This window comes from Elioraea thermophila (ex Habib et al. 2022) (genome assembly GCF_003336755.1).
Classification (GTDB): Bacteria; Pseudomonadota; Alphaproteobacteria; order Acetobacterales; family Acetobacteraceae; genus Elioraea; species Elioraea thermophila.
The window spans coordinates 175,097-197,421 of sequence record NZ_QMDI01000002.1 but is presented as its reverse complement, the minus strand read 5'-3'; the positions used below and the strand labels follow the sequence as shown (position 1 = coordinate 197,421).

General features: G+C 67.4%; 22 protein-coding genes. 21 read left to right on the top strand and 1 reads right to left on the bottom strand.

What is annotated here, in order from left to right; genetic code table 11:
* Positions 1-20: 20 nt before the first annotated feature.
* The 15 genes from DWB05_RS02730 (at position 21) to DWB05_RS02660 (ending at position 16,161) form a co-directional block, all read left to right on the top strand.
* Positions 21-1,169 (top strand): NADH-quinone oxidoreductase subunit D, encoded by a 1,149-nt coding sequence (locus DWB05_RS02730; protein ID WP_198669083.1) that lies wholly within the window; start codon positions 21-23, stop codon positions 1,167-1,169.
* The gene (locus DWB05_RS02725) at positions 1,166-1,837 is read left to right on the top strand and encodes a complex I 24 kDa subunit family protein (protein ID WP_114374799.1); all 672 of its coding nucleotides are present in this window, start codon (positions 1,166-1,168) and stop codon (positions 1,835-1,837) included. Before DWB05_RS02730 ends, DWB05_RS02725 begins: the two co-directional genes overlap by 4 nt.
* A gap of 4 nt (positions 1,838-1,841) precedes the next feature.
* Positions 1,842-3,140 (top strand): NADH-quinone oxidoreductase subunit NuoF, encoded by a 1,299-nt coding sequence (nuoF, locus tag DWB05_RS02720; protein WP_114374797.1) that lies wholly within the window; start codon positions 1,842-1,844, stop codon positions 3,138-3,140.
* 36 nt (positions 3,141-3,176) lie between these two features.
* Positions 3,177-5,231: an NADH-quinone oxidoreductase subunit NuoG gene (gene nuoG / locus DWB05_RS02715; RefSeq protein ID WP_114374794.1), complete on the top strand. Its 2,055-nt coding sequence runs from the start codon at positions 3,177-3,179 to the stop codon at positions 5,229-5,231.
* A gap of 5 nt (positions 5,232-5,236) precedes the next feature.
* Positions 5,237-6,253, top strand: coding sequence for an NADH-quinone oxidoreductase subunit NuoH (nuoH, locus tag DWB05_RS02710; protein WP_114376514.1), 1,017 nt, complete (start codon positions 5,237-5,239; stop codon positions 6,251-6,253).
* Positions 6,254-6,341: 88 nt separating this feature from the next.
* Positions 6,342-6,830 carry an NADH-quinone oxidoreductase subunit NuoI gene (gene nuoI, locus DWB05_RS02705; protein ID WP_114374791.1) on the top strand — a complete coding sequence of 163 codons (489 nt, stop codon included), beginning with the start codon at positions 6,342-6,344 and terminating at the stop codon, positions 6,828-6,830.
* 31 nt (positions 6,831-6,861) lie between these two features.
* Positions 6,862-7,545 (top strand): NADH-quinone oxidoreductase subunit J, encoded by a 684-nt coding sequence (locus DWB05_RS02700; protein ID WP_198669032.1) that lies wholly within the window; start codon positions 6,862-6,864, stop codon positions 7,543-7,545.
* Between the two features lie 4 nt (positions 7,546-7,549).
* On the top strand, positions 7,550-7,861 hold the full coding sequence (gene nuoK / locus DWB05_RS02695) for an NADH-quinone oxidoreductase subunit NuoK (protein ID WP_114376513.1): 312 nt from the start codon (positions 7,550-7,552) through the stop codon (positions 7,859-7,861).
* 5 nt (positions 7,862-7,866) lie between these two features.
* Entirely contained in the window at positions 7,867-9,798 is a 1,932-nt protein-coding gene (gene nuoL, locus DWB05_RS02690; protein WP_114376512.1) for an NADH-quinone oxidoreductase subunit L, read from the top strand.
* A gap of 3 nt (positions 9,799-9,801) precedes the next feature.
* Positions 9,802-11,316, top strand: coding sequence for an NADH-quinone oxidoreductase subunit M (locus tag DWB05_RS02685; RefSeq protein ID WP_114374787.1), 1,515 nt, complete (start codon positions 9,802-9,804; stop codon positions 11,314-11,316).
* 17 nt (positions 11,317-11,333) lie between these two features.
* Positions 11,334-12,758, top strand: a complete 1,425-nt coding sequence (gene nuoN / locus DWB05_RS02680; protein WP_456298224.1) for an NADH-quinone oxidoreductase subunit NuoN — start codon at positions 11,334-11,336, stop codon at positions 12,756-12,758.
* The gene (locus tag DWB05_RS02675) at positions 12,755-13,471 is read left to right on the top strand and encodes a biotin--[acetyl-CoA-carboxylase] ligase (RefSeq protein WP_157967047.1); all 717 of its coding nucleotides are present in this window, start codon (positions 12,755-12,757) and stop codon (positions 13,469-13,471) included. Before nuoN ends, DWB05_RS02675 begins: the two co-directional genes overlap by 4 nt.
* 15 nt (positions 13,472-13,486) lie before the next feature.
* On the top strand, positions 13,487-14,263 hold the full coding sequence (locus tag DWB05_RS02670; RefSeq protein WP_114374781.1) for a type III pantothenate kinase: 777 nt from the start codon (positions 13,487-13,489) through the stop codon (positions 14,261-14,263).
* A complete protein-coding gene (locus DWB05_RS02665; RefSeq protein ID WP_114374779.1) occupies positions 14,260-15,915 on the top strand; it encodes a ribonuclease J in 1,656 nt (551 codons plus the stop codon). The genes DWB05_RS02670 and DWB05_RS02665 overlap by 4 nt, the downstream gene beginning before the upstream one ends.
* Before the next feature lie 3 nt (positions 15,916-15,918).
* On the top strand, positions 15,919-16,161 hold the full coding sequence (locus tag DWB05_RS02660; protein WP_114374777.1) for a DUF1467 family protein: 243 nt from the start codon (positions 15,919-15,921) through the stop codon (positions 16,159-16,161).
* Between the two features lie 80 nt (positions 16,162-16,241).
* On the opposite strand, the gene DWB05_RS14565 is transcribed toward DWB05_RS02660, so the two are convergent.
* Entirely contained in the window at positions 16,242-16,673 is a 432-nt protein-coding gene (locus tag DWB05_RS14565; protein WP_157967046.1) for a hypothetical protein, read from the bottom strand.
* Positions 16,674-16,688: 15 nt separating this feature from the next.
* On the opposite strand from DWB05_RS14565, the gene DWB05_RS02655 reads away from it, so the two are divergent.
* From DWB05_RS02655 to tsf, 6 genes are all read left to right on the top strand, one after another.
* Positions 16,689-16,955: a hypothetical protein gene (locus tag DWB05_RS02655; protein ID WP_157967045.1), complete on the top strand. Its 267-nt coding sequence runs from the start codon at positions 16,689-16,691 to the stop codon at positions 16,953-16,955.
* An 81-nt stretch (positions 16,956-17,036) separates the two neighbouring features.
* Positions 17,037-18,359 (top strand): proline--tRNA ligase, encoded by a 1,323-nt coding sequence (gene proS, locus DWB05_RS02650; RefSeq protein WP_114374772.1) that lies wholly within the window; start codon positions 17,037-17,039, stop codon positions 18,357-18,359.
* A gap of 8 nt (positions 18,360-18,367) precedes the next feature.
* Positions 18,368-19,615: a lipoprotein-releasing ABC transporter permease subunit gene (locus tag DWB05_RS02645; protein ID WP_114374770.1), complete on the top strand. Its 1,248-nt coding sequence runs from the start codon at positions 18,368-18,370 to the stop codon at positions 19,613-19,615.
* Positions 19,608-20,285 carry an ABC transporter ATP-binding protein gene (locus tag DWB05_RS02640; RefSeq protein ID WP_114374767.1) on the top strand — a complete coding sequence of 226 codons (678 nt, stop codon included), beginning with the start codon at positions 19,608-19,610 and terminating at the stop codon, positions 20,283-20,285. The genes DWB05_RS02645 and DWB05_RS02640 overlap by 8 nt, the downstream gene beginning before the upstream one ends.
* A gap of 225 nt (positions 20,286-20,510) precedes the next feature.
* Positions 20,511-21,353 (top strand): 30S ribosomal protein S2, encoded by an 843-nt coding sequence (rpsB, locus tag DWB05_RS02635; protein WP_114374765.1) that lies wholly within the window; start codon positions 20,511-20,513, stop codon positions 21,351-21,353.
* 42 nt (positions 21,354-21,395) lie between these two features.
* The gene (tsf, locus tag DWB05_RS02630) at positions 21,396-22,301 is read left to right on the top strand and encodes a translation elongation factor Ts (RefSeq protein ID WP_114374763.1); all 906 of its coding nucleotides are present in this window, start codon (positions 21,396-21,398) and stop codon (positions 22,299-22,301) included.
* Positions 22,302-22,325: the final 24 nt, after the last annotated feature.

Below are 22,325 nucleotides of genomic sequence, written 5' to 3'. Positions count from 1 at the left end.
CGGCGATCCGCACCCACACGATGAATTTCGGGCCGCAGCACCCGGCGGCGCACGGCGTGCTGCGCATGGTGCTGGAGATGGATGGCGAGGTGGTGGAGCGCGCCGACCCGCACATCGGCCTGTTGCACCGCGGCACCGAGAAGCTGATCGAGTACAAGACCTACATGCAGGCGGTGCCCTATTTCGACCGCCTCGATTACGTTTCGCCGATGTGCCAGGAGCACGCCTTCGCCCTCGCGGTCGAGAAGCTCCTCGGCATCACGCCGCCGCCGCGCGCGCAATACATTCGCGTCCTGTTCGCCGAAATCACGCGCATCCTCAATCACCTGCTGAACATCACCACCTATGGCCTCGACGTCGGCGCCATCACCCCGGCACTTTGGGGCTTCGAGGAGCGCGAAAAGCTGATGGAGTTCCACGAGGCCGCCTCGGGCGCGCGCCTTCACGCCAACTACTTTCGCCCGGGCGGTGTCGCGAAGGATCTGCCCGCCGGGCTCACCGATCGCATCGCCGCCTGGTGCGACACCTTCCCGAAGTTCCTCGACGACCTCGAGGGCCTGCTCACCGAGAACCGGATCTGGAAGCAGCGCACGGTCGACATCGGCGTGATGCCGCTCGAGGAGGCGCTCGCCTGGGGCTGGTCGGGGCCCTGCCTGCGCGCCTCTGGCGCGGCCTGGGACCTGCGCAAGGCCCAGCCCTACGACGTCTACGCCGAGATGGATTTCGACATCCCCGTCGGCCGCAACGGCGACTGCTATGATCGCTACCTCGTGCGCATGGCGGAGATGCGCGAGAGCCTGAAGATCATCCGCCAGTGCCTCGCGCGCATGCCCGATGGCCCCGTCAAGGTGCAGGACCACAAGATCACCCCACCCTCGCGCGCCGAGATGAAGACCTCGATGGAGGCGCTGATCCATCACTTCAAGCTCTACACGGAGGGTTACCACGTGCCGGCCGGCGAGACCTACACGGTGGTGGAGGCACCGAAGGGGGAATTCGGCGTCTATCTCATCGCCGACGGCACCAACCGGCCCTATCGCTGCAAGATCCGCGCGCCCGGCTTCGCGCATCTGCAGGCGATGGATCGGCTCGCCAAGGGACACATGCTGGCCGACACGGTGGCGATCATCGGCAGCCTCGACATTGTGTTCGGCGAGATCGACCGATGAGCGGGCCTGCGCACAAGCCGGCGCGCTGGACTCCCGCCCACCCCTTCGAGGGCGGACCGGAAACCTTTGCCTTCACGCCGGCCTATCGCACGAAGGCGGAGGCGCAGATCGCGAAGTATCCGCCGGGGCGTCAGGCCGCGGCCGTGAAAGCGCTGCTCGATCTCGCCCAGCGGCAGATGGAGGAGGAGACCGGCGCGCGCTGGCTTCCCCGCGCGGCAATGGACCATGTGGCGGACATCCTCGGCCTGCCGAAGATCCGCGTCTACGAGGTCGCGAGCTTCTACACCATGTTCAAGACGCGGCCCGTCGGGCGTTTCCATCTGCAGGTGTGCACCACCACGCCCTGCTGGCTGCGCGGCTCAGACGGCGTGCTCGCCGCCTGCCGTCGCGCTGCCGGCAACGTTCCGGACGGAGAAGTTTCTCCCGACGGCATGTTCTCGGTCGAGGAGGTCGAGTGCCTCGGGGCCTGCGTCAACGCGCCGATCCTCTGGGTGGGCGACGACTTCTACGAGGATCTCGACGGCGAGGCGACGGAGCGCATCCTCGAGGCCCTGCGCCGCGGCGAACGCCCCGCACCCGGCTCCGTGCGGCGCCGCCAGGCCTCGGCGCCGGAGGGCTGGCCTGAGGTCGAAGGCGCCACGCTCGTCGACATCGCCAAGACGGATTGAACCGATGCTGGCCGATCGCGATCGCATCTTCACCAATCTCTACGGCCAGCACGACTGGCGGCTCGCCGGCGCGCGCGCGCGCGGCGACTGGGACGGCACCAAGGCGCTGATCGAGAAGGGGCGGGAGTGGATCGTCGAGGAGGTGAAGGCCTCGGGCCTGCGCGGCCGCGGCGGTGCTGGGTTCCCGACGGGGCTCAAATGGTCCTTCATGCCGAAGCAGGTGAAGGACCGTCCCCACTACCTCGTCATCAACGCCGACGAGAGCGAGCCCGGCACATGCAAGGACCGTGACATCCTTCGCCACGAGCCACACAAGCTGATCGAGGGAGCCCTTCTTGCCTCCGTCGCGATGGGCGCGCACGAGGCCTGGATCTACATCCGCGGCGAATTCCACGCCGAGTACAAGCGGCTGCAACACGCGATCGATGAGGCCTATGAGGCGGGGCTGATCGGCAGGAACGCCTGCGGATCGGGCTACGCCTTCGACCTCAAGGTGACGCGCGGGGCGGGCGCCTACATCTGCGGCGAGGAGACCGCACTCCTCGAGAGCCTCGAGGGTAAGAAGGGCATGCCGCGGCTGAAACCGCCCTTTCCCGCCGCGGTCGGGCTCTGGGGCTGCCCGACGACGGTGAACAATGTCGAATCGATCGCGGTCGTGCCCGAGATCCTGCGCCGCGGCGCCTCCTGGTTTGCCTCGATCGGCCGGCCGAAGAACACGGGGACGAAGATCTTCTGCATCTCCGGCCACGTGAACCGACCCTGCAACGTCGAGGAGGCGCTCGGGATTCCGCTGCGCGAGCTGATCGAGCGCTACGCGGGTGGGGTGCGCGGGGGTTGGGACAACCTGCTCGCCGTCATTCCCGGTGGTTCCTCGGTGCCGCTGTTGCCGAAGGAGATCTGCGACACGGTGCTGATGGACTTCGACAGCCTGCGCGAGGTGAAGTCCGGCCTCGGCACGGCGGGCGTGATCGTGATGGACCGCTCGACCGACCCGATTCGTGCGATCGCGCGCCTCTCACGCTTCTACAAGCACGAATCCTGCGGCCAGTGCACGCCCTGCCGCGAGGGCACCGGGTGGCTGTGGCGGGTGATGGAGCGCATGGTCGAGGGCCGGGCGGAGATCGAGGAAATCGATGTGCTCGAACAGGTGACGCGGGAGATCGAGGGGCACACGATCTGCGCGCTCGGCGATGCCGCCGCCTGGCCGGTGCAAGGCCTGATCCGCCACTTCCGCCCGCTGATGGAGGAGCGGATCAGGGCCTACAAGGCACGCCGCGGCGCGGTGCCGCTGGCGGCGGAGTGACGGTGGGGCGGGCGTTGGCAGCCGAGTGAGGGGGCGATGCCGAAACTGACCATCGACGGCACGGAACTCGAAGTCCCCCCGGGGATCACGGTTCTGCAGGCCTGCGAGCTCGCCGGCAAGGAAATCCCACGTTTCTGCTACCACGAGCGCCTCTCCATCGCCGGCAATTGCCGCATGTGCCTCGTTGAACTCGAGAAGGCGCCCAAGCCGATCGCCTCCTGCGCCTATCCGGTAGCCGACGGCATGGTGATCCGGACCGACAGCCCGACGGTGCGTGCCGCCCGCCGCGGCGTGATGGAGTTCCTGCTGATCAACCACCCGCTCGACTGCCCGATCTGCGACCAGGGCGGGGAGTGCGACCTGCAGGACCAGGCGATGGCCTATGGCTTCGATCGCAGCCGCTATCACGAGAACAAGCGCGCGGTGCCCGACAAGGATTTCGGCCCGCTGATCAAGACGGTGATGACGCGCTGCATCCACTGCACGCGCTGCGTGCGCTTCCTCACCGAGGTCGCCGGCGTGCCGGAACTCGGAGCGACCGGCCGCGGCGAGCAGATGGAGATCACCACCTACGTCGAGCGCGCGCTGACGAGCGAACTCTCCGGCAACATCATCGACCTTTGCCCCGTTGGCGCGCTCACCTCCAAGCCCTACGCCTTCATCGCGCGGCCTTGGGAGCTGACGAAGACCGATTCGATCGACGTCACCGACGCGGTCGGCTCCTGGATCCGCATCGACAGCCGGGGCGGGCAGGTGCTGCGCATCCTTCCCCGCGTGAATGACGAGATCAACGAGGAGTGGATTTCGGACAAGGCGCGTTTCTCGCTCGACGGATTGGTGCGCCGCCGACTCGATCGTCCCTGGCTGCGCAAGGATGGGCGGCTTGTGCCGGCGAGCTGGACAGAGGCGCTGGAGACGGTGGCGAAGCGCCTCCGTGGCGCCGCGCCGGAACGGATCGCGGCACTCGCCGGGGATCAAACCGACTGCGAGACGATGGCGGCGGCGAAGGATCTCTTTGCGCGCCTCGGTTCGCCCAATCTCGACTGCCGCCAGGACGGGGCGCGGCTGGATGCCACGCGGCGCGACTTCTACCTGTTCAACAGCACCATCGCCGGCATCGAGCGGGCGGACGCGATCCTGCTCATCGGCACGAACCCCCGCCTCGAGGCGGCCGTGCTCAACGCCCGCATCCGCAAGCGCTGGCTTGCCGGCAAGGTCGCGATCGCGCTGATCGGCGAGGTGCACGATCTCACCTACGACTACGACCATCTCGGCGCCGGGCCGGCCGCGCTGCGCGCGCTCCTGCACGGCAACCATCCCTTTGCGCAGACCTTCCGGTCGGTTGAACGGCCGATGGTGGTGGTGGGGCAGGGGGCACTAGCGCGGCCCGACGGGGCGGCCGTGCTCGCCGCCGCCTGGACGGTCGCGCGCCAGGCCAACGCGCTCCGCCCCGACTGGCACGGCTTCAACGTGCTTCACACGGCGGCGGGTCGCGTGGGCGGGCTCGATCTCGGCTTCCTGCCGGGTGCCGGTGGACGCGACCTCCACGGCATTCTCGACGGCGCGCGCTCGGGCGAGATCGAGGTCGTGTTCTCGCTGGGGGCGGACGAACTCGACCCCGCCGATCTCGGGCGCGCGTTCCTCGTCCACATCGGCACGCATGGCGGCCCCATGGCCGCTCGCGCCGACGTGGTCCTTCCCGGTTCCGCCTACACCGAAAAGGAGGCGACCTTCGTCAATACCGAGGGGCGGGTGCAGACGACGGAGCGGGCGGTGTTCGCGCCAGGCGAAGCGCGGGAGGACTGGAAGATCCTGCGCGCCCTCTCCGACGCGCTCGGCCATTCCTTGCCGTACGACACGCTGGAGGAGCTGCGCGCGCGGCTCAGGCGGGAACCGCGCCTGTCGTCCTCAGTCGGTGCCGGCTGCACCGACCCCGCCGGTCCCTCCGGTGATCCGGACATGATGGGCGAGGCGCCGTTCGTCTCCCCCATCCGCGACTATTACCGCACGGATCCGATCGGGCGGGCCTCGCCGACCATGGCGGCTTGCGCCGCCTTGCGCGCCGCTCCCTCGGCCGTCGCCGCGGAGTGATCACGATGGACGGCTTCCTCGCCACCCCGGTGGGTCACTTCCTGTTCGTGGTCGCGGCCATCCTCGCGATCATGATCCCCGTTCTGGTCGGTGTCGCGTACCTCACCTACGCGGAGCGGAAGGTTCTGGCGGCGATCCAGCTGCGCAAGGGCCCTAACGTGGTCGGTCCCTTCGGGCTCCTTCAGCCGTTCGCCGATGCGCTGAAGCTCCTGATGAAGGAGACGGTCATTCCATCAGGGGCAAACCGCGTTCTTTTCCTGTTCGCCCCGATGCTCACCTTCGCGCTGGCCCTCATCGCGTGGGCGGTCATCCCGTTCGGGCCCGGGCTCGTGCTGGCCGACATCAACGTCGGCATCCTCTACCTGTTCGCGATCTCCTCGCTCGGCGTCTACGGCATCATCATCGCCGGCTGGGCCTCGAACTCGAAATACGCCTTCCTGGGCGCGCTGCGCTCGGCCGCCCAGATGGTGTCCTACGAGGTCTCGATCGGTTTCGTCATCATCACGGTTCTGCTCTGTGTCGGCAGCCTGAACCTCTCGCGCGTGGTCGAGGCGCAGAAGGACCTTTGGTTCGTCGTTCCTCTCTTTCCGATGTTCATCGTCTTTTTCATCTCCGCGCTGGCCGAAACGAACCGCGCACCCTTCGACCTGCCGGAAGGCGAAAGCGAGATCGTGGCCGGTTTTTTCGTCGAGTACAGCTCGATGGCCTTCGCCATGTTCTTCCTCGGCGAATACGCCAACATGATCCTGATGAGCGCGATGACCTCGATCCTGTTTCTGGGCGGCTGGCTGCCGCCCCTCGACATCGCGCCGTTCACCTGGATCCCGGGCCCCGTGTGGTTCGCTCTGAAGATCGCCCTCTGTTTGTTCGTGTTCCTGTGGGTTCGCGCAACGTTCCCTCGCTACCGCTACGACCAGCTGATGCGACTCGGCTGGAAGGTCTTCCTGCCGCTCAGCCTCCTCTGGGTGGTGCTGACCGCAGGCGCCCTGAAGCTGCTGGGCTGGCTGCCGACGGGGGCCTGACGTGCTGGCGGGCTTTGGTCCGGTGCGACAGGCGGCCGTTGCGGGCCGGCCGCTGCACGGCTAGGAAGCGGCAACCCTGGAGGCGGACATGGGCTTCGTCGATCGCAACGCGCGCTCCTTCCTGTTGAGCGAACTCGTCTCCGGACTCGCCCTGACCTTCCGCTATCTCTTCAAGCGGAAGGTGACCATCAACTACCCGCACGAGAAGGGGCCCATCAGCCCCCGCTTCAAGGGCGAACACGCGCTGCGCCGCTATCCGAACGGCGAAGAACGCTGCATTGCCTGCAAGCTTTGCGAGGCGATCTGCCCGGCGCAGGCGATCACCATCGAGGCCGAACCGCGCGAGGACGGCTCGCGCCGTACCACACGGTATGACATCGACATGACCAAGTGCATCTATTGCGGGCTTTGCGAGGAGGCCTGTCCGGTCGATGCGATCGTGGAAGGGCCGAACTTCGAATTCTCGACCGAGACGCGGGAGGAGCTGATCTACACGAAGGAACGGCTGCTTGCGAATGGCGATCGCTGGGAGGCGGAGATCGCGGCCCGCCTGAAGGCCGACGCGCCATATCGCTGATCGCCCTTCCCATCGTGCACCGGCGGCCATCGTGATCGTCACGCTCGCGTTCTACGCCTTCGCTGCGGTGCTGATTGCCGCGGCTGCCATGGTGGTGCTCGCGCGCAACCCGGTGCACGCCGTTCTCTACTTGATCCTCGCCTTCTTCAACGCGGCCGCCTTGTTCCTCCTCGCGGGTGCCGAGTTCCTCGCGATGATCCTGGTCATCGTCTACGTGGGCGCGGTCGCGGTGCTGTTCCTCTTCGTGGTGATGATGCTCGACGTCAATTTCGCCGAACTCCGCGAAGGCTTCGTGCGCTACCTGCCGATCGGGGCGGTGGTCGGCGTGATCCTCGCGGCCGAACTGCTGTTCCTCGCCTCGGTCTGGTCGCTGTCGGCCGAGGCGCCACGGCTGCTCGCGGAACCGGTGCCCGCGGGAGTGGACAATACGACGGCCCTCGGCCTCATTCTGTACACGGACTATTTTTATCTGTTCCAGGCTTCGGGGGTGATCCTGCTGGTCGCGATGATCGGCGCGATCGTGCTGACGCTGCGCGACCGCCCCGGCGTGAAGCGTCAGGACGTTGCGGCGCAAACCGCGCGGCGCGTCGAGGACACCCTGGCCCTGGTGAAGATGAAACCGGGTTCGGGCATGATCGTGGTGCCGAAGCCCGAGGCAAGTCGTGGCGAGGAGCGCGAGCGGGCGGTCGAACACACGCCGCATGGGGGGCACTGAAGCGATGCCGGCAGTCGGGCTCGGGCACTATCTTGCGGTCGCGGCCATTCTCTTCACGCTCGGAACGGTCGGCATCTTCCTCAACCGCAAGAATGTGATCGTGATCCTGATGTCGGTCGAGTTGATGCTGCTGGCGGTGAACCTGAACCTGATCGCCTTCGCCGCGCAGTTGGGCGACCTGACGGGGCAGATCTTCACCATGTTCGTGCTCACAGTCGCCGCCGCGGAGGCGGCGATCGGGCTCGCCATCATCGTCGTCTATTTCCGCAATCGCGGCTCGATCGAAGTGGACGACGTGCGCATGATGCGGGGTTGATCGGGATGCTCGAAGTCGGCGCGGTCTTCCCCCCACTCCTCGGCGCGCTGATTGCCGGGCTGTTCGGGCGCAGCCTCGGCGATCGCGGCGCGCAAGGCGTGACCATCGGCCTGATGTTGGTCGCCGCGCTGTGCGGCACCATCCTGTTCGTCGATGTGGCGCTGCATGGCAACCCCCGCACGGTCGATCTCGCCACCTGGATCGCTTCGGGCAGCCTGGAGGCGCGCTGGTCGCTCAGGTTCGACACCCTTTCTGCCGTCATGGTCGGGATGGTGACGGTCGTTTCGACGCTGATCCACATCTACAGCGTTGGTTACATGAGCCACGACCCGTCGATCCCCCGGTTCATGGCGTACCTGTCGCTGTTCACCTTCGCCATGCTCATGCTGGTGACGGCGGACGACCTCGTTCAGCTGTTTTTCGGCTGGGAAGGCGTGGGGCTGGCTTCGTACCTCCTGATCGGGTTCTGGTTCGACCGCGACAGCGCGAACGCCGCCGCCATGAAGGCGTTCATTGTCAACCGGGTCGGCGACGTCGGCTTCGCGCTCGGCATCGCCGGCGTGTTCGCGCTGACGGACAGTGTCGCTTTCAACGGGATCTTCGCTGCGCTGCCGGAGGTGGCGGCGCGGACGATCACCGCCGCCGGGATCGAGTTCCGAGCGGTCGAGCTGTGCGCGGTGCTGCTCTTCATTGGTGCCATGGGCAAGTCCGCCCAGCTCTTCCTGCACACGTGGCTGCCCGATGCGATGGAGGGGCCGACGCCGGTTTCGGCGCTCATCCACGCGGCGACGATGGTGACGGCCGGCGTGTTCCTCACCGCGCGCATGAGCCCGCTGTTCGAGCTTGCACCCACCGCACTCGCCATCGTCACCGTGATCGGGGCCGCGACGGCGCTGTTCGCCGCGACGGTGGGCTGCGTGCAGAACGACATCAAGCGGGTGATCGCCTACTCCACCTGCTCGCAGCTCGGCTACATGTTCTTTGCCGCCGGCGTATCCGCCTATCCGGCCGCGATCTTCCATCTTTTCACGCACGCCTTCTTCAAGGCGCTACTGTTCCTCTCCGCCGGCAGCGTCATCCACGCCATGGACGGCGAGCAGGATATTCGCCGCATGGGCGGCATCTGGCGCAAGGTGCCGATCACCTACGCGATGATGTGGGTCGGCAGCCTCGCACTCGCCGGCATCCCGATCTTCGCCGGCTACTACTCAAAGGACATGGTGCTCGAGGTCGCCTGGGCCTCCGGCACCACCGTCGGGCGCTTCGCCTTCGCCTGCGGGCTGATCGCCGCCTTCCTCACGGCGTTCTATTCCTGGCGCCTGCTCATCCTGACCTTCCACGGCGAGGCACGGGCGGACGCGCACACCATGAGCCATGTGCACGAGAGCCCGCCCGTCATGACCGTGCCGCTTGCGCTGCTCGCGATCGGTGCCGTCTTCGCCGGGCTCGTGTTCTACGAACCGTTCGTCGGTCACCATTACAGCGGGTTCTGGCGCGAGGCGATCGTGATTGCGCCTGAACACCGCGCCATGGAGCTCGCGCACGACGTTCCGGCCGAGGTGAAATACGCTCCGCTCGTGCTGGCGGGTGCAGGGATTGCGACGGCAGTGTTGTTCTATGGGCTCGCGCCGCGGCTGCCGGCGGCATTGGCCGAGGCCTTTCCGGGCGCGTACCGCTTCCTGCTCAACAAGTGGTACTTTGACGAGCTCTACGACCGCCTCTTCGTTCGCCCTGCCTGCGCGCTCGGCACCGCGCTCTGGAAGGGCGGGGATCTTGGCACCATCGATCGCTACGGCCCGGACGGCGTCGCAGCCGCGGCGCGCGGGATCGGGCGCGGCATCGTCCGCATCCAGTCCGGCTACGTCTACCACTACGCCTTCGCCATGCTGGTCGGGCTCGTCGTCCTCGTCACCCTCGCCGCGACCGGCCGGCTCTGACGCATGAGCACCGTCGGTTTTCCCCTTCTTAGCCTGATCATCTTCCTCCCGCTGGTGGGAGCGGCGATCATCGCCTCCGTCCGCGGTGACGAGCGGACCATCGCCTCCAACGCGCGTTGGACCGCGCTGTGGACCAGCCTGATCGTCTTCTTCCTCAGCCTCGTCCTGTGGGTCCGCTTCGACCGCAGCAGTGCCGATTTCCAATTCGTCGAGCGTGCGGCCTGGTTCGGTGATCTCGCCATCTCCTACCACGTCGGCGTCGATGGCCTGTCGGTCCTGTTCGTCCTCCTTTCCACCGCGCTCACCCCCATCTGCGTGATCGCCTCCTGGGAGTCGGTCGAGAACAAGGTGCGCGAGTACATGATCGCGTTCCTGGTGCTCGAAACCATGATGGTCGGCATGTTCGCGGCCCTCGACCTCGTCATCTTCTATCTCTTCTTCGAGGGCGTGCTGATCCCGATGTTCCTCATCATCGGGATTTGGGGAGGGCCGCGGCGAACCTACGCCGCGTTCAAGTTCTTCCTCTTCACGCTGGCGGGTTCGGTGCTGATGCTGCTCGCCGTGATCTGGCTCTATCTCGACGCGGGCACCACCGACATCCCGTTCCTGCTCGATCACCCGCTGTCGCGCAGTGCGCAAATTTGGCTGTTTCTCGCCTTCTTCGCCTCGTTCGCGGTCAAGGTGCCGATGTGGCCGTTCCACACCTGGCTGCCCGATGCGCATGTCGAGGCGCCCACCGCCGGCAGCGTGATCCTCGCCGGCGTGCTGCTGAAGATGGGCGGCTACGGCTTCCTGCGGTTCAGCTTGCCGATGCTGCCGGAAGCATCCGTCGATTTCGCACCGCTCATCTTCGCGCTGTCGGCGATCGCGGTCGTCTACACGTCGCTCGTGGCCCTGGCGCAGGAGGACATCAAGAAGCTGATCGCCTATTCCTCCGTCGCGCATATGGGGCTCGTCACCTTGGGCCTCTTCACCTTCACCACGCAGGGGATCGAAGGGGCGATCTTCCAGATGCTGAGCCATGGCGTGGTGTCCGCCGCACTCTTCCTCTGTGTCGGCGTGATCTACGACCGGATGCACACGCGTGAGATTGCGGCCTATGGCGGGCTTGCGCACCGCATGCCGCGCTACGCGCTCCTCTTCATGCTGTTCAGCATGGCCTCGGTCGGCCTTCCCGGCACGTCGGGCTTCGTCGGCGAGTTCCTGGCCATCGTGGGGGCGTGGCAGGTGAACCGGGTGCTTGCTCTGGTTGCTGCCTCGGGCATGGTCCTGGGGGCGGCGTACATGCTGTGGCTCTATCGTCGCGTGCTGTTCGGTGCGCTGACCAAGCCGGAGTTGAAGGCGCTGCTCGACCTGTCGCCGCGTGAGGTTGCTGCGTTCACGCCCCTCGCGGCGCTGACGCTGTGGATGGGCATTTATCCGAGCTCCTTCATGCAGTTCTTCAGCGTCTCGGTCGCGAGCTTGCTCGACCGGCATCAGGCGATGCTCGGCGCGTCCCGACAGCTGGCAGGCCTCTGACCGCCATGGAAGGCATCTTGAACTGGCACGCTGCGCTGCCGGAACTCGTGCTCGCCCTCGCGGCGATGGCACTGCTGATGCTCGGCGTTTTTCTGCGTCGAGGTGCGACCGACATCGTGTCGCCCCTTTCGGTCGGAACGCTTGCGCTGACCGCCGTACTCGTTCTGGGCAGCGATCGTCCTCGTGTTGCTTTCGGTGGTCTGTTCCTGGTCGATGATTTCGCCGTCTTCGTGAAGACAGCGGTGCTCGGCGCGGCGGCCTTCGCTCTTGTCCTCTCGCTCGAGTGGAACCGACGGGAGCGGATCGAGCGCTTCGAGTATCCGATTCTCGTGTTGTTCGCCGCCCTCGGCATGCTCATGATGGTGTCGGCGAACGACCTGATGAGCCTCTATGTCGGGCTCGAACTATCCTCGCTGTCGCTCTACGTGCTGGCGGCCGTGCGCCGCGACGATCTGCGCGCCAGCGAGGCCGGGCTGAAGTACTTCGTGCTCGGTGCACTCGCCTCCGCGATGATGCTCTACGGGATGTCGCTGACCTACGGCTTTGCCGGCACGACACGGTACGAGGGGATCGCGTCCGCAATCGGCGCCGGACCGATGGCCATCGGGCTCGTGGTCGGACTCTGCTTCGTCGCCGCTGGCCTCGCCTTCAAGGTCTCGGCGGTCCCGTTCCACATGTGGACCCCCGACGTGTACGAAGGCGCGCCGACGCCGGTAACCGCCTTCTTTTCGGTGGCGCCGAAGTTTGCGGCCATCGCGGTGCTGATGCGCGTCTTGGCGGGACCCTTCGGTGCGGCGGTCGCGCAGTGGACGCAGATCATCGTCCTGCTCGCCATCGCCTCCATGCTGGTCGGTGCCTTCGCCGCACTGAGACAAGTCAACATCAAGCGGCTGATGGCCTACTCCTCGATCGGCCATGTCGGTTACGCGCTGATCGGCTTGGCAGCGGGAGGAGAGGAGGGGCTGCGGTCCGTCCTGCTCTACATGACGATCTACGTGGTGATGAACCTCGGCGTGTTCGGCTGCATCGTCGCCATGCACCGTCAAGGGGGGGCGTGTGAACGGATCGAGGACCTTGCCGGACTGTCGGAAACTGCGCCTGGGCTCGCTCTGGCGATGGCGGTTCTCATGTTTGCCATGGCCGGCATTCCCCCGCTCGCGGGCTTCTTCGCCAAGCTCTGGGTCTTCCTCGCAGCCATCGAGGCAGGGCTTTGGCCCTTGGCTGTGGTCGGCGTGCTGGCCTCCGTCGTCTCCGCCTTCTACTACCTGCGCATCGTGAAGGTGATGTATTTCGACAAACCAGTGGGGGCCTTCGAGGCTCTGCATGGCGGCGTGGCGGTCGTGGTCGCATTCAGCAGCATTCTCACGGCAGGATTCGTGCTGCTGCCGTCGCCGCTGCTGATGGCAGCGGGCGGGGCGGCACGGTCGCTTCTCGTCCCGTGATCACCTCCGGCCGGCTGGAGATCCACGACGTCCTGCCGAGCACGTCCGATCGAGCCATCGCGCTCGCTCAGGCGGGGGCCGCGCCATGGACGGCGGTGCTTGCGCGGGAGCAGACGGCGGGACGAGGACGACATGGCCGACGTTGGCTCGGTGGCCGGGGCAACCTCTTCCTGTCGGTCGTGCTCGACCCGCGCACCGTTCGGCTGGTGACGGCGTGGTCGTTTGTCGCGGCCGTCGCGACGGCGGACGCTCTCGCGCCCCTGCTCCAGGATCCGCGTCTGCTGCGCCTGAAGTGGCCGAACGACCTCCTGCTTGACGGAGCGAAACTCGGGGGCATCCTGATCGAGTCTGCGGATGACGGTGCCTGGGCGGTTGCCGGGATCGGGGTCAACCTCCACTCGGCGCCGAAGCCCATGGATCGGCCAGCGATTGCTCTTTCCGCCTACGCGACCACCGTGCCGGAAGCGGAGGACTTGGCCCGAATGATCGTGCAGCGGTTGCAAGCCTGGGCGGAGGTGCTGGGGGGAGAGGGACTCGCGGCGGTGCTGGCCGGTTGGCAGTGTTACGCCGTGGCTCCGGGCACGGCGATGTCGGTTCGGCTCCGTCAGGAAACTCTCCAGGGCAGCTTCCTGGGTCTTGGCCCCGATGGGACACTCCTCCTTCGCATGGAAGATGGGGGTGTGCGCAGCATCGTCGCCGGCGAGGTTCTTTGACGGCGGGGGCTGACGGTGCTGCTCGCGATCGATGCCGGCAACACGAACATCGTGTTCGCCGTGTGGGATGGCACCACCTGGCGGGGGCAGTGGCGGCTTGCCACCATCGGTGAACGGACAAGCGATGAATATGCCGCCTGGTTGCATCAGGTCATGGCCTGGGAAGGCCTCTCTCCCGCCGACATCGATGCCGCCGTCATTGCGTCCGTGGTGCCGGCTGCGCTGTGGCACCTGCGTCGGCTCTGTTCCACCCGCTACCGCGTTGAGCCGCTGGTGGCGACGGCGGCCCTGGACTGGGGTTTCCGCATCCGAACCGATAACCCGGCCGAGGTCGGGGCCGATCGTCTCGTCAACGCGCTCGCCGCGCGTGCGCGCTTTCCGCGTCCGCTCGTCGTGGTCGATTTCGGCACCGCGACGACCTTCGACGTCGTCGATGCGGAGGGTGACTACATCGGCGGCGTGATCGCTCCAGGCATCAATCTCTCGCTCGAGGCCTTGCATCGGGCGGCGGCTGCCCTGCCGAGGGTCGGCGTGGCGAGGCCAGCCTCCGTCATCGGGCGTTCGACCGTTCCTGCCATGCAATCCGGCATTTTCTGGGGCTATGTCGGACTGATCGAGGGCATCGTGCAGCGCACCGCCGCTGAACTCGGCGCGAGCCCGACCGTCATCGCCACGGGCGGGCTGGCCCCACTGTTCGCGGACGGAACCTCCGTGATCGCGCACATCGTTCCCGATCTCACCCTCGAGGGGCTCGTTCTCCTCGCTGAACGCAACGCGAGGGGCACGGCGTGAGGCTCGATTCCGGCTGCTTCGCCTTCGTCCCGCTCGGCGGGGTCGGCGAGATCGGCGCCAACTTCTACCTCTATCACTTCGACGGGCGTTGGCTTGCGGTCGATTGCGGCCTCACGTTCGGCGACACATCGACACCCGAATTCGAGATCCTCGTCCCCGATCCCGGCTTCATCGCGGAACGGCGGAAACAGCTGGTCGGTCTCGTCATCACCCACGCGCACGAGGATCATCTGGGCGCGGTCGCTTGGCTGTGGCCGCAGCTCGAGTGTCCCGTTCACGCCACGCCGTTCGCCGCCGCCATCCTGCGTCGCAAGTTGGGCGAGCGGGGCCTCGCCGGGCGCGCGCCGCTCGTCGTCTACGAACCGGGAGGGCGGCTCGAGCTGCCACCATTCTCCTTGCGGTTCATTCGGATGGCGCATTCGACGCCGGAGGCGCAGGCGGTCGCGATCCGGGTGCCGGGCCGCACCGTCCTGCACACGGGGGACTGGAAGCTCGACCCCTCTCCCCTGGTCGGCCCACCGACGGATGAGGCTGCCCTGGCGGCCCTCGGGCAGGAGGGGGTCGACGTGCTCGTCTGCGACAGCACGAATGCGCTCGTCGAGGGACATTCCGGCAGCGAGGCTGAGGTCCGCCGCAACCTGATCGCGCTGGTGCGGAGCCTCGAGGGGCGCGTGGCGATCACCTGCTTCGCCACCAACGTCGCGCGCATCGAGTCGATCGCGCGAGCCGCTGCCGCCTCGGGCCGGACGCTGGCGGTGGTCGGGCGGGCCTTCCGCAACGTCATCGCCGCCGCGCGTGAGGTGGGCTATCTCAGCGACCTGCCCGAGTTGGTGGACGAGGAGGATGCAGGGTCGCTGCCCGACGACGCCGTGCTGTTCCTCGTCGCCGGCAGCCAAGGCGAGCCCAGAAGCGCGCTGTCGCGGATCGCCGCCGATACGCACCCGCACGTCGCCCTCGGTGAGGGCGACACGGTGATCTACTCCTCGCGGATGATCCCCGGCAACGAACGCGCCATCCACCGCGTGCAGGAGGCGCTGGCACGACGCGGCGTGCGCGTGATGACGGAACGCGACCACATGGTCCACGTCTCGGGGCACCCTGCGCGGGACGAGTTGCGTCGCCTGTATGCGCTGGTGCGTCCGCGTCACGTCGTGCCGATGCACGGCGAATGGCTGCACATGACGGAACATGCCGAACTCGCCCGAAGTCTCGGCGCCGTCCCGCACGCGATCGACAACGGCGACGTGCTTCGACTGTCGCCCGAGCCGGTCGAAGTGATCGACCACGTCGCCCACGGTAAGCTCGCGGTTGACGGCGAGCGTCTGGTGCCGTCCTCCAGCGAGGTGTTCGATGCCCGCAGGCGCATGCTCGACAGCGGACTCGTGGTGGCCTCTCTCGTCGCCGACTCGGCGGGACGCTTCCTCGGCCGCCCTGTCGTGTCGGCCCCGGGCGTGTTCGACGTGACGATGAACGGTGCGGCCGCCAGCCTTGCGGACGAGTTGGCGGCTGCCGTCGCCTCGCTGCCGCTTGCCGTGCGGCGGGACGACGATGCCTTGCGCGAGGCGGCGCGGGGGGCCCTGCGATCGCTGTTGCGTCGTTTGGTCGGCCCCAAGCGGCCTGCGGTGGAAGTGCATGTGCTCAGGGTGGCCTGAGCCGTGACGTGGTTCACCGGTCTTGTCGTCTATGTGCTCGTTTGGTGGACGGTGCTGTTCGCCGTCCTGCCGTTGTGGACGAGGCCAGTCGCCTCGCCCGAGCGACCGGAACACTTCCCTGGCGCGCCGGAACGCCCGCTGCTCTGGCGCAAGATCGTCCTCACCACCGTGATCTCGGCGCTGGTCTGGGGCGTGATCTGGCTCGTGGTCGAGAGCGGGGTGATTTCGTTCCGCGACCCGGCGTAATCGGGCTCCTCGGTTGGGCTTGACGCCCGTCCCGGAGTGCCGGTCGCCCTACTGACTGCTCACGCAGATCGATGGCTCGCTCAGGGGGAAAGGGGGGCGATGAAAAGATGGGCGGCTCTTCGCTCATTCCGCGCGCAGTAGGCCGAAAAAATGAGCAAGTTGAGCCACGACATGCGTAAAAAACCATCGTCAAGGCCGTTTTCCTCATTGCCTTGCTTTGGGATGGTGCCAAAATAAGCGGCAGGAAGAGGGTCGTCCTCTTCCTGCCGTGTGACTGGCGTTTCCTCCCTGAACTCGGGCCGCGTCGGCACCGCCGCGCGGCCCCTTTTTTTGCTTAACCGTTTGGCAACGATGGGTCCATATGTCTGCAAACGATTTCCCAACGGATTCGTGAAGAAATCGGGGATCCCTTGCGCTGGCGCCTGGCAACGCTCGGACCTCTGCTGGCCTTCGCGGCGGGCGCCGAAGCGCAAACCGTCACTGCGGCCGAATGTCGGTTGATCGCCCGTCACGTTCCGGCGGCGGACGTGGCCTATCGCTCTGGCATCGATGTGCGCGGCCGGCCCGTCGCTCCGGCCGATCTTGCCCCCGCTCCGACCGTGATCCCGGAGCGTTTCGTCATTGCCCTCTCCGTCGATCTTCGGCGCCGCCTCGGCTTGCCGGACGAACTGAAGCCCGAACTCCCGATCGGCGTGATCACGGTGGAGAACGGCACCCTGTTCCTGAACGGACGGCCGATTCCGGCCGACGCCGCCGGCGGTCTCGCTGCGGCCTGCGCCGCCGCCCTCCGCTGATCCGCGCACGGGCGCCGTTTCCGCCTCGGCGAATCCGCACTACTGTGCCGCGCTCCCGAACACCGGAGACGCAGCCCGACGATGCGACTGTCCCGCTACTTCTTGCCCACTCTCAAGGAAACGCCCGCCGAGGCGCAAATCGTCTCGCACCGGCTGATGCTGCGCGCGGGCCTGATCCGGCAGCAGGCGGCGGGCATCTACTCATGGCTGCCCTTGGGTTTCCGGGTGCTTGAGCGCATCGCGCGCATCGTACGCGAGGAACAGGATGCCGCCGGCTGCCACGAGATCCTGATGCCGACCATCCAGCCGGCCGAGCTCTGGAAGGAATCCGGTCGCTACGACGATTACGGCAAGGAAATGCTCCGCTTCCGTGATCGTCACGATCGCGAATTGCTCTACGGCCCGACCAACGAGGAGATGGTCACCGACATCTTCCGCGCCTTCGTCAAGTCCTACCGCCAGCTCCCGGTGCTGCTCTACCACATCCAGTGGAAGTTCCGCGACGAGGTGCGGCCGCGCTTCGGCGTCATGCGCGGACGCGAGTTCCTGATGAAGGATTCGTACTCCTTCGATCTCGACCAGGCAGGCGCCAGGCGCAGCTACAACAAGATGTTCGTCGCCTATTTGCGCACCTTCGCCAGGCTCGGTCTGAAGGCGATCCCGATGCGTGCGGAGACGGGGCCGATCGGTGGCGATCTCAGCCACGAGTTCATCATCCTGGCCGAGACGGGAGAGAGCCAGGTGTTCGTGCACCGCGATCTCGTCGAGCGTGACATCCTGGCCGAGGCCGTCGACTACGACTCCGACCTCCAGCCTCTGGTCGATTCCTGGACCTCGCTCTACGCGGCGACCGACGAGAAGCACGACGAGGCGGCGTTCGCCGCCATCCCGCCCGAGAAGCGCGTAGCGGCGCGCGGCATCGAGGTCGGGCACATCTTCTATTTCGGCACCAAGTATTCGGGGCCGGAGGCGATGAACGTCACCGTGCAGGGGCCGGACGGCAAACCCGTGCACCCCGAAATGGGCTCCTACGGCATCGGCGTCTCCCGCTTGGTCGGCGCGATCATCGAAGCAAGCCACGACGAGGCCGGCATCATCTGGCCGGAAAGCGTCGCGCCGTTTCGGGTGGCCCTGCTCAATCTCAAGGTCGGCGATGCGACGACGGATGCGCTCTGCGCCGACCTCTACGACCGGCTGCGCGCCAACGGCGTCGAGGTCCTCTACGACGACCGCGAGGAGCGGGCGGGGGTGAAGTTCGCCGATGCCGACCTGATCGGCCTCCCTTGGCAGGTCATCGTCGGGCCGAAGGGTGCCGCCGGCGGCATGGTCGAACTGAAGCGCCGCAAGGGCGGCGAGCGCCACGAGCTCGACCGTGATGCGGTGCTCGAGCGGCTGATCGGCTGAACCCTTCGATGTTCGGTCCCTTCGAGCGCATGGTGGCGTTGCGCTACCTGCGCGCGCGCAAGCAGGAAGGGTTCGTCTCCGTCGTCGCCGCCTTCTCTTTCGCCGGCATCGCGCTCGGCGTGGCGACCCTGATCATCGTGATGAGCGTGATGAACGGGTTTCGCCAGGAGCTGCTCGGCAAGATCCTGGGCCTCAACGGCCATCTCGGCGTGTACGGCGCGGGCGTGGCACTGACCGACTACGACGAGCTCGCACGCCGGATCCGCGCCGTGCCGGGCGTCGTTCAGGCGATCCCGATCGTCGAGGGCCAGGTGCTGGCCACGGGGGAGCGGGGAGGGGCGTCGGGCGTGCTCGCCCGCGGCATCCGGCGCGAGGATCTGGCCGCGCGCGCCATCCTCTCGCGCAACATCCTCGCCGGCTCGATCGATCGCTTCGAGGGCACGGACGCGATCCTGATCGGCACCCGTCTCGCCTCGCGCCTCGGCCTCACCGTGGGCGATCGGATCTCGCTCGTCTCCCCGCAGGGGCAGGTGACGGCCTTCGGCACCGTGCCGCGCATCGTCTCCTACACCGTGGTCGCGCTGTTCGAGGTCGGCATGTTCGAGTACGACAGCGCCTACGTGTTCCTCCCCTTCGAGGCGGCGCAGATCTATTTCCAGGAACCGGGCGCCACCCAGATCGAGGTGTTCGTCGAGGACCCCACACGGGTGCGGGCGGTGGCGAACGCCATCCGCGGTGCGCTCACCGGCACACCCATCCGCCTCCTGGATTGGCAGCAGGCCAACTCCTCGTTCTTCCAGGCGGTGCAGGTGGAACGGAACGTGATGTTCCTCATCCTCACCCTGATCATCCTGGTCGCTGCCTTCAACATCGTCTCCTCGCTCGTCATGCTGGTGAAGGAGAAAGGGCGCGACATCGCCATCCTGCGCACCATGGGGGCAACGAAGGGCGCGATCCTGCGCATCTTCGTCATGTGCGGGGCGGCGATCGGCGTCGTCGGCACGCTGATCGGCGTCGCCTTGGGCCTCGTCTTCTCGCTCAACATCGAATCGATCCGGCAGTGGCTGCAGGGGCTGACGGGACAGGAGCTCTTTCAGGCCGAGATCTACTTCCTCTCCAGGCTTCCCGCGGTGGTCGATCCGCGCGAGGTGGTCGAGGTCGCTCTGATGGCCTTGGGGCTTTCGCTGGTCGCCACCCTCTATCCCGCCTTCCGCGCCGCCCGGCTCGATCCGGTGGAAGCGCTGCGTTATGAGTGAGCCGGTGCTTCGGCTCGCCGGTGTGGAACGTCGCTTCCGCACCGGCGAGGGTAGCCTGCATGTGCTGCGCGGGGTCGATCTCGCCATCGCGGCGGGCGAGATCGTCGCCCTCGTCGCACCGTCGGGGGCGGGGAAATCCACCCTCCTCCACATCGCTGGCCTGCTCGAGAGGGCCGATGCGGGGCGCGTGATCATCGCCGGGCGGGACGCGACGGCGCTCGACGATGCCGCGCGCACGGCCCTGCGCCGCAGCGTGATCGGCTTCGTCTACCAGTTTCATCACCTGCTGCCGGAATTCGACGCGCTCGAGAACGCGGCGATGCCGCTGATCATCGCCGGGCGGCCGAAGGCGGAGGCGCGCGAGCGGGCGCGCAGCCTGCTCGAGGCGCTGGGACTCGGCGGGCGTTTGCGCCACCGCCCGGCGCGGCTTTCGGGCGGGGAGCAGCAGCGGGTGGCGATCGCGCGGGCACTCGCTCACCGCCCGCAGGTCCTGCTGGCCGACGAGCCCACCGGCAATCTCGACCTGGAGACGGCGGAGGTGGTGTTCGGCGAACTCCTCTCCCTGGTCCGCTCGCAAGGGACGGCGGCGCTGATCGCCACCCACAACCCCGACCTGGCGTCGCGCATGGACCGTACGCTGCGCCTGAAGGAAGGCCGCATCGTCGTCTGACCTCCCACGCGCGCCCGGCCCTTGCCCGAAGCCTTCCACCCCTGTATCTCCCGCGCCATCCCGGCCGGGGTCCGCCTCGGGCGGGAAATCCACACGCGGCGTGACCTTCCCGGGCCGCAAACCCCGGGGTCCGGTGCGGCGGGGGAGGGGGCGTAGGTGGCCCCCCCACGACCGCGCGGCGCCGCGGAGGCAGAACCGGACGACGGAAGGAAAGGATCCCGCCCCATGGCCATGCCCTCGTTCACCCTTCGCCAGCTCCTCGAGGCGGGCGTGCATTTCGGCCACCACACGCGGCGCTGGAACCCGAAGATGGCGCCCTATCTGTTCGGCGTGCGCAACCAGGTGCACGTCATCGACCTGCGCCAGACGGTGCCGTTGCTGCAGCGCGCGATGCAGGCGGTGCGCGACGTGGTCGCCGGCGGGGGGCGCGTGCTGTTCGTCGGCACCAAGCGCGCCGCCGCCGACATCGTGGCCGAGGCCGCCAAGCGGTGCGGGCAGTACTACGTCAATCACCGCTGGCTCGGCGGCATGTTGACGAACTGGAAGACGATCCAGAACTCGATCAAGCGCCTGCGCGCGATCGAGGAGCAGCTCGTCCAGGAGCAGACGGGGCTGACCAAGAAGGAGCTGCTCGGCCTGATGCGCGAGCGCGACAAGCTCGAGCGCGCGCTTGGCGGCATCAAGGAGATGGGGGGGCTGCCCGACATCCTGTTCATCATCGATACGAACAAGGAGCGGATTGCGGTCGACGAGGCGCGCAAGCTCGGCATCCCCGTGGTCGCGGTGCTCGACAGCAATTCGGATCCCGACGGCGTGACCTACCCCATCCCCGGCAACGACGATGCGATCCGCGCCATTTCTCTTTACTGCGATCTGATCGCCGGCGCGGTGCTGGACGGCATTTCGGCCGAGATGGCGGCCTCGGGGGTGGACATCGGCGCGGCGGAGGAGCTGCCGCCCGAGACCTTGCCGCCGGTGGAGGAGATGGCCGGGTTCGCTGACGAAGGCGCCGGCACGCCAGAGGGCGAGCCTGCCGAGGCGGCCGAGGAGAGCGCGACCCGGCACTGACCGGGATAGAACACCGAGAGATCTGCACGAGGGGACCTGAGGATGGCCGAGATTTCGGCGGCACTGGTGCGCGAGCTGCGCGACAAGACCGGGGCCGGGATGATGGACTGCAAGAAGGCGCTGGCCGAAACGGGGGGCGACCTCGACGCGGCGGTCGACTGGCTGCGCAAGAAGGGCCTGGCGGCTGCGGCGAAGAAGGCTGGTCGGACGGCAGCCGAGGGCCTGGTCGGGGTGCGCGAGGCGGGCGATCGCGCGGCGATCATCGAGGTCAACGCCGAGACCGACTTCGTCGCCCGCAACGAGACCTTCCAGGGCTTTGTCGAGACCTGTGCCGGGCTCGCTCTCGACGCGGGGGGCGACGTCGAGGCGCTGAAGGCGCTGGCCTATCCCGGCGCCGGGCGTTCGGTCGCCGAGGAGCTGACCCGGCTGATCGCCACCATCGGCGAGAACATGACCATCCGGCGCACCGCCGTGCTGGCTGCCCCGGCGGGCGGGTCGGTGGCCACCTACGTGCACGCCGCCCTGAAGCCGTCCTTGGGCCGGATCGGCGTGCTGGTGGCCCTCTCCGGCGGCACGCCCGAGTCGCGGGCAAGCCTCGGGCGCCAGCTCGCCATGCACATCGCCGCCGCCCGGCCCGATTATCTCGACATCGCCTCCGTCGACCCGAGCGCGCTTGCGCGCGAGAAGGCCGTGCTCGCCGACCAGGCGCGCGCCTCCGGCAAGCCCGAGGCGATCATCGAGAAGATGGTCGAGGGTCGGATCCGCAAGTTCTACGAGGAGGTCGTGCTGCTCGAGCAGCTGTGGGTGCACGACGGGGAAAGCCGGGTGAAGGACGTTCTGGCCAAGGCGGGGATGACAATCACCGGTTTTGTCCGCTACCAGTTGGGCGAAGGCATCGAGAAGGACGAGAAGGACTTCGCCGCCGAGGTCGCCGCCGCCGCCCGCTGAGCGCGGCCGGCGACCGGCCGGGCG

Coding starts and splice junctions, on each gene's coding strand:
- DWB05_RS02725 (WP_114374799.1), top strand. CDS start 1,166: ATGAGCGGGCCTGCGCACAAGCCGGCGCGCTGGACTCCCGCCCACCCC.
- tsf (WP_114374763.1), top strand. CDS start 21,396: ATGGCCGAGATTTCGGCGGCACTGGTGCGCGAGCTGCGCGACAAGACC.
- DWB05_RS02685 (WP_114374787.1), top strand. CDS start 9,802: ATGAGCACCGTCGGTTTTCCCCTTCTTAGCCTGATCATCTTCCTCCCG.
- DWB05_RS02730 (WP_198669083.1), top strand. CDS start 21: ATGAATTTCGGGCCGCAGCACCCGGCGGCGCACGGCGTGCTGCGCATG.
- nuoK (WP_114376513.1), top strand. CDS start 7,550: ATGCCGGCAGTCGGGCTCGGGCACTATCTTGCGGTCGCGGCCATTCTC.
- nuoF (WP_114374797.1), top strand. CDS start 1,842: ATGCTGGCCGATCGCGATCGCATCTTCACCAATCTCTACGGCCAGCAC.
- nuoG (WP_114374794.1), top strand. CDS start 3,177: ATGCCGAAACTGACCATCGACGGCACGGAACTCGAAGTCCCCCCGGGG.
- DWB05_RS02645 (WP_114374770.1), top strand. CDS start 18,368: ATGTTCGGTCCCTTCGAGCGCATGGTGGCGTTGCGCTACCTGCGCGCG.
- nuoH (WP_114376514.1), top strand. CDS start 5,237: ATGGACGGCTTCCTCGCCACCCCGGTGGGTCACTTCCTGTTCGTGGTC.
- nuoL (WP_114376512.1), top strand. CDS start 7,867: ATGCTCGAAGTCGGCGCGGTCTTCCCCCCACTCCTCGGCGCGCTGATT.
- proS (WP_114374772.1), top strand. CDS start 17,037: ATGCGACTGTCCCGCTACTTCTTGCCCACTCTCAAGGAAACGCCCGCC.
- rpsB (WP_114374765.1), top strand. CDS start 20,511: ATGGCCATGCCCTCGTTCACCCTTCGCCAGCTCCTCGAGGCGGGCGTG.
- nuoI (WP_114374791.1), top strand. CDS start 6,342: ATGGGCTTCGTCGATCGCAACGCGCGCTCCTTCCTGTTGAGCGAACTC.
- DWB05_RS02640 (WP_114374767.1), top strand. CDS start 19,608: ATGAGTGAGCCGGTGCTTCGGCTCGCCGGTGTGGAACGTCGCTTCCGC.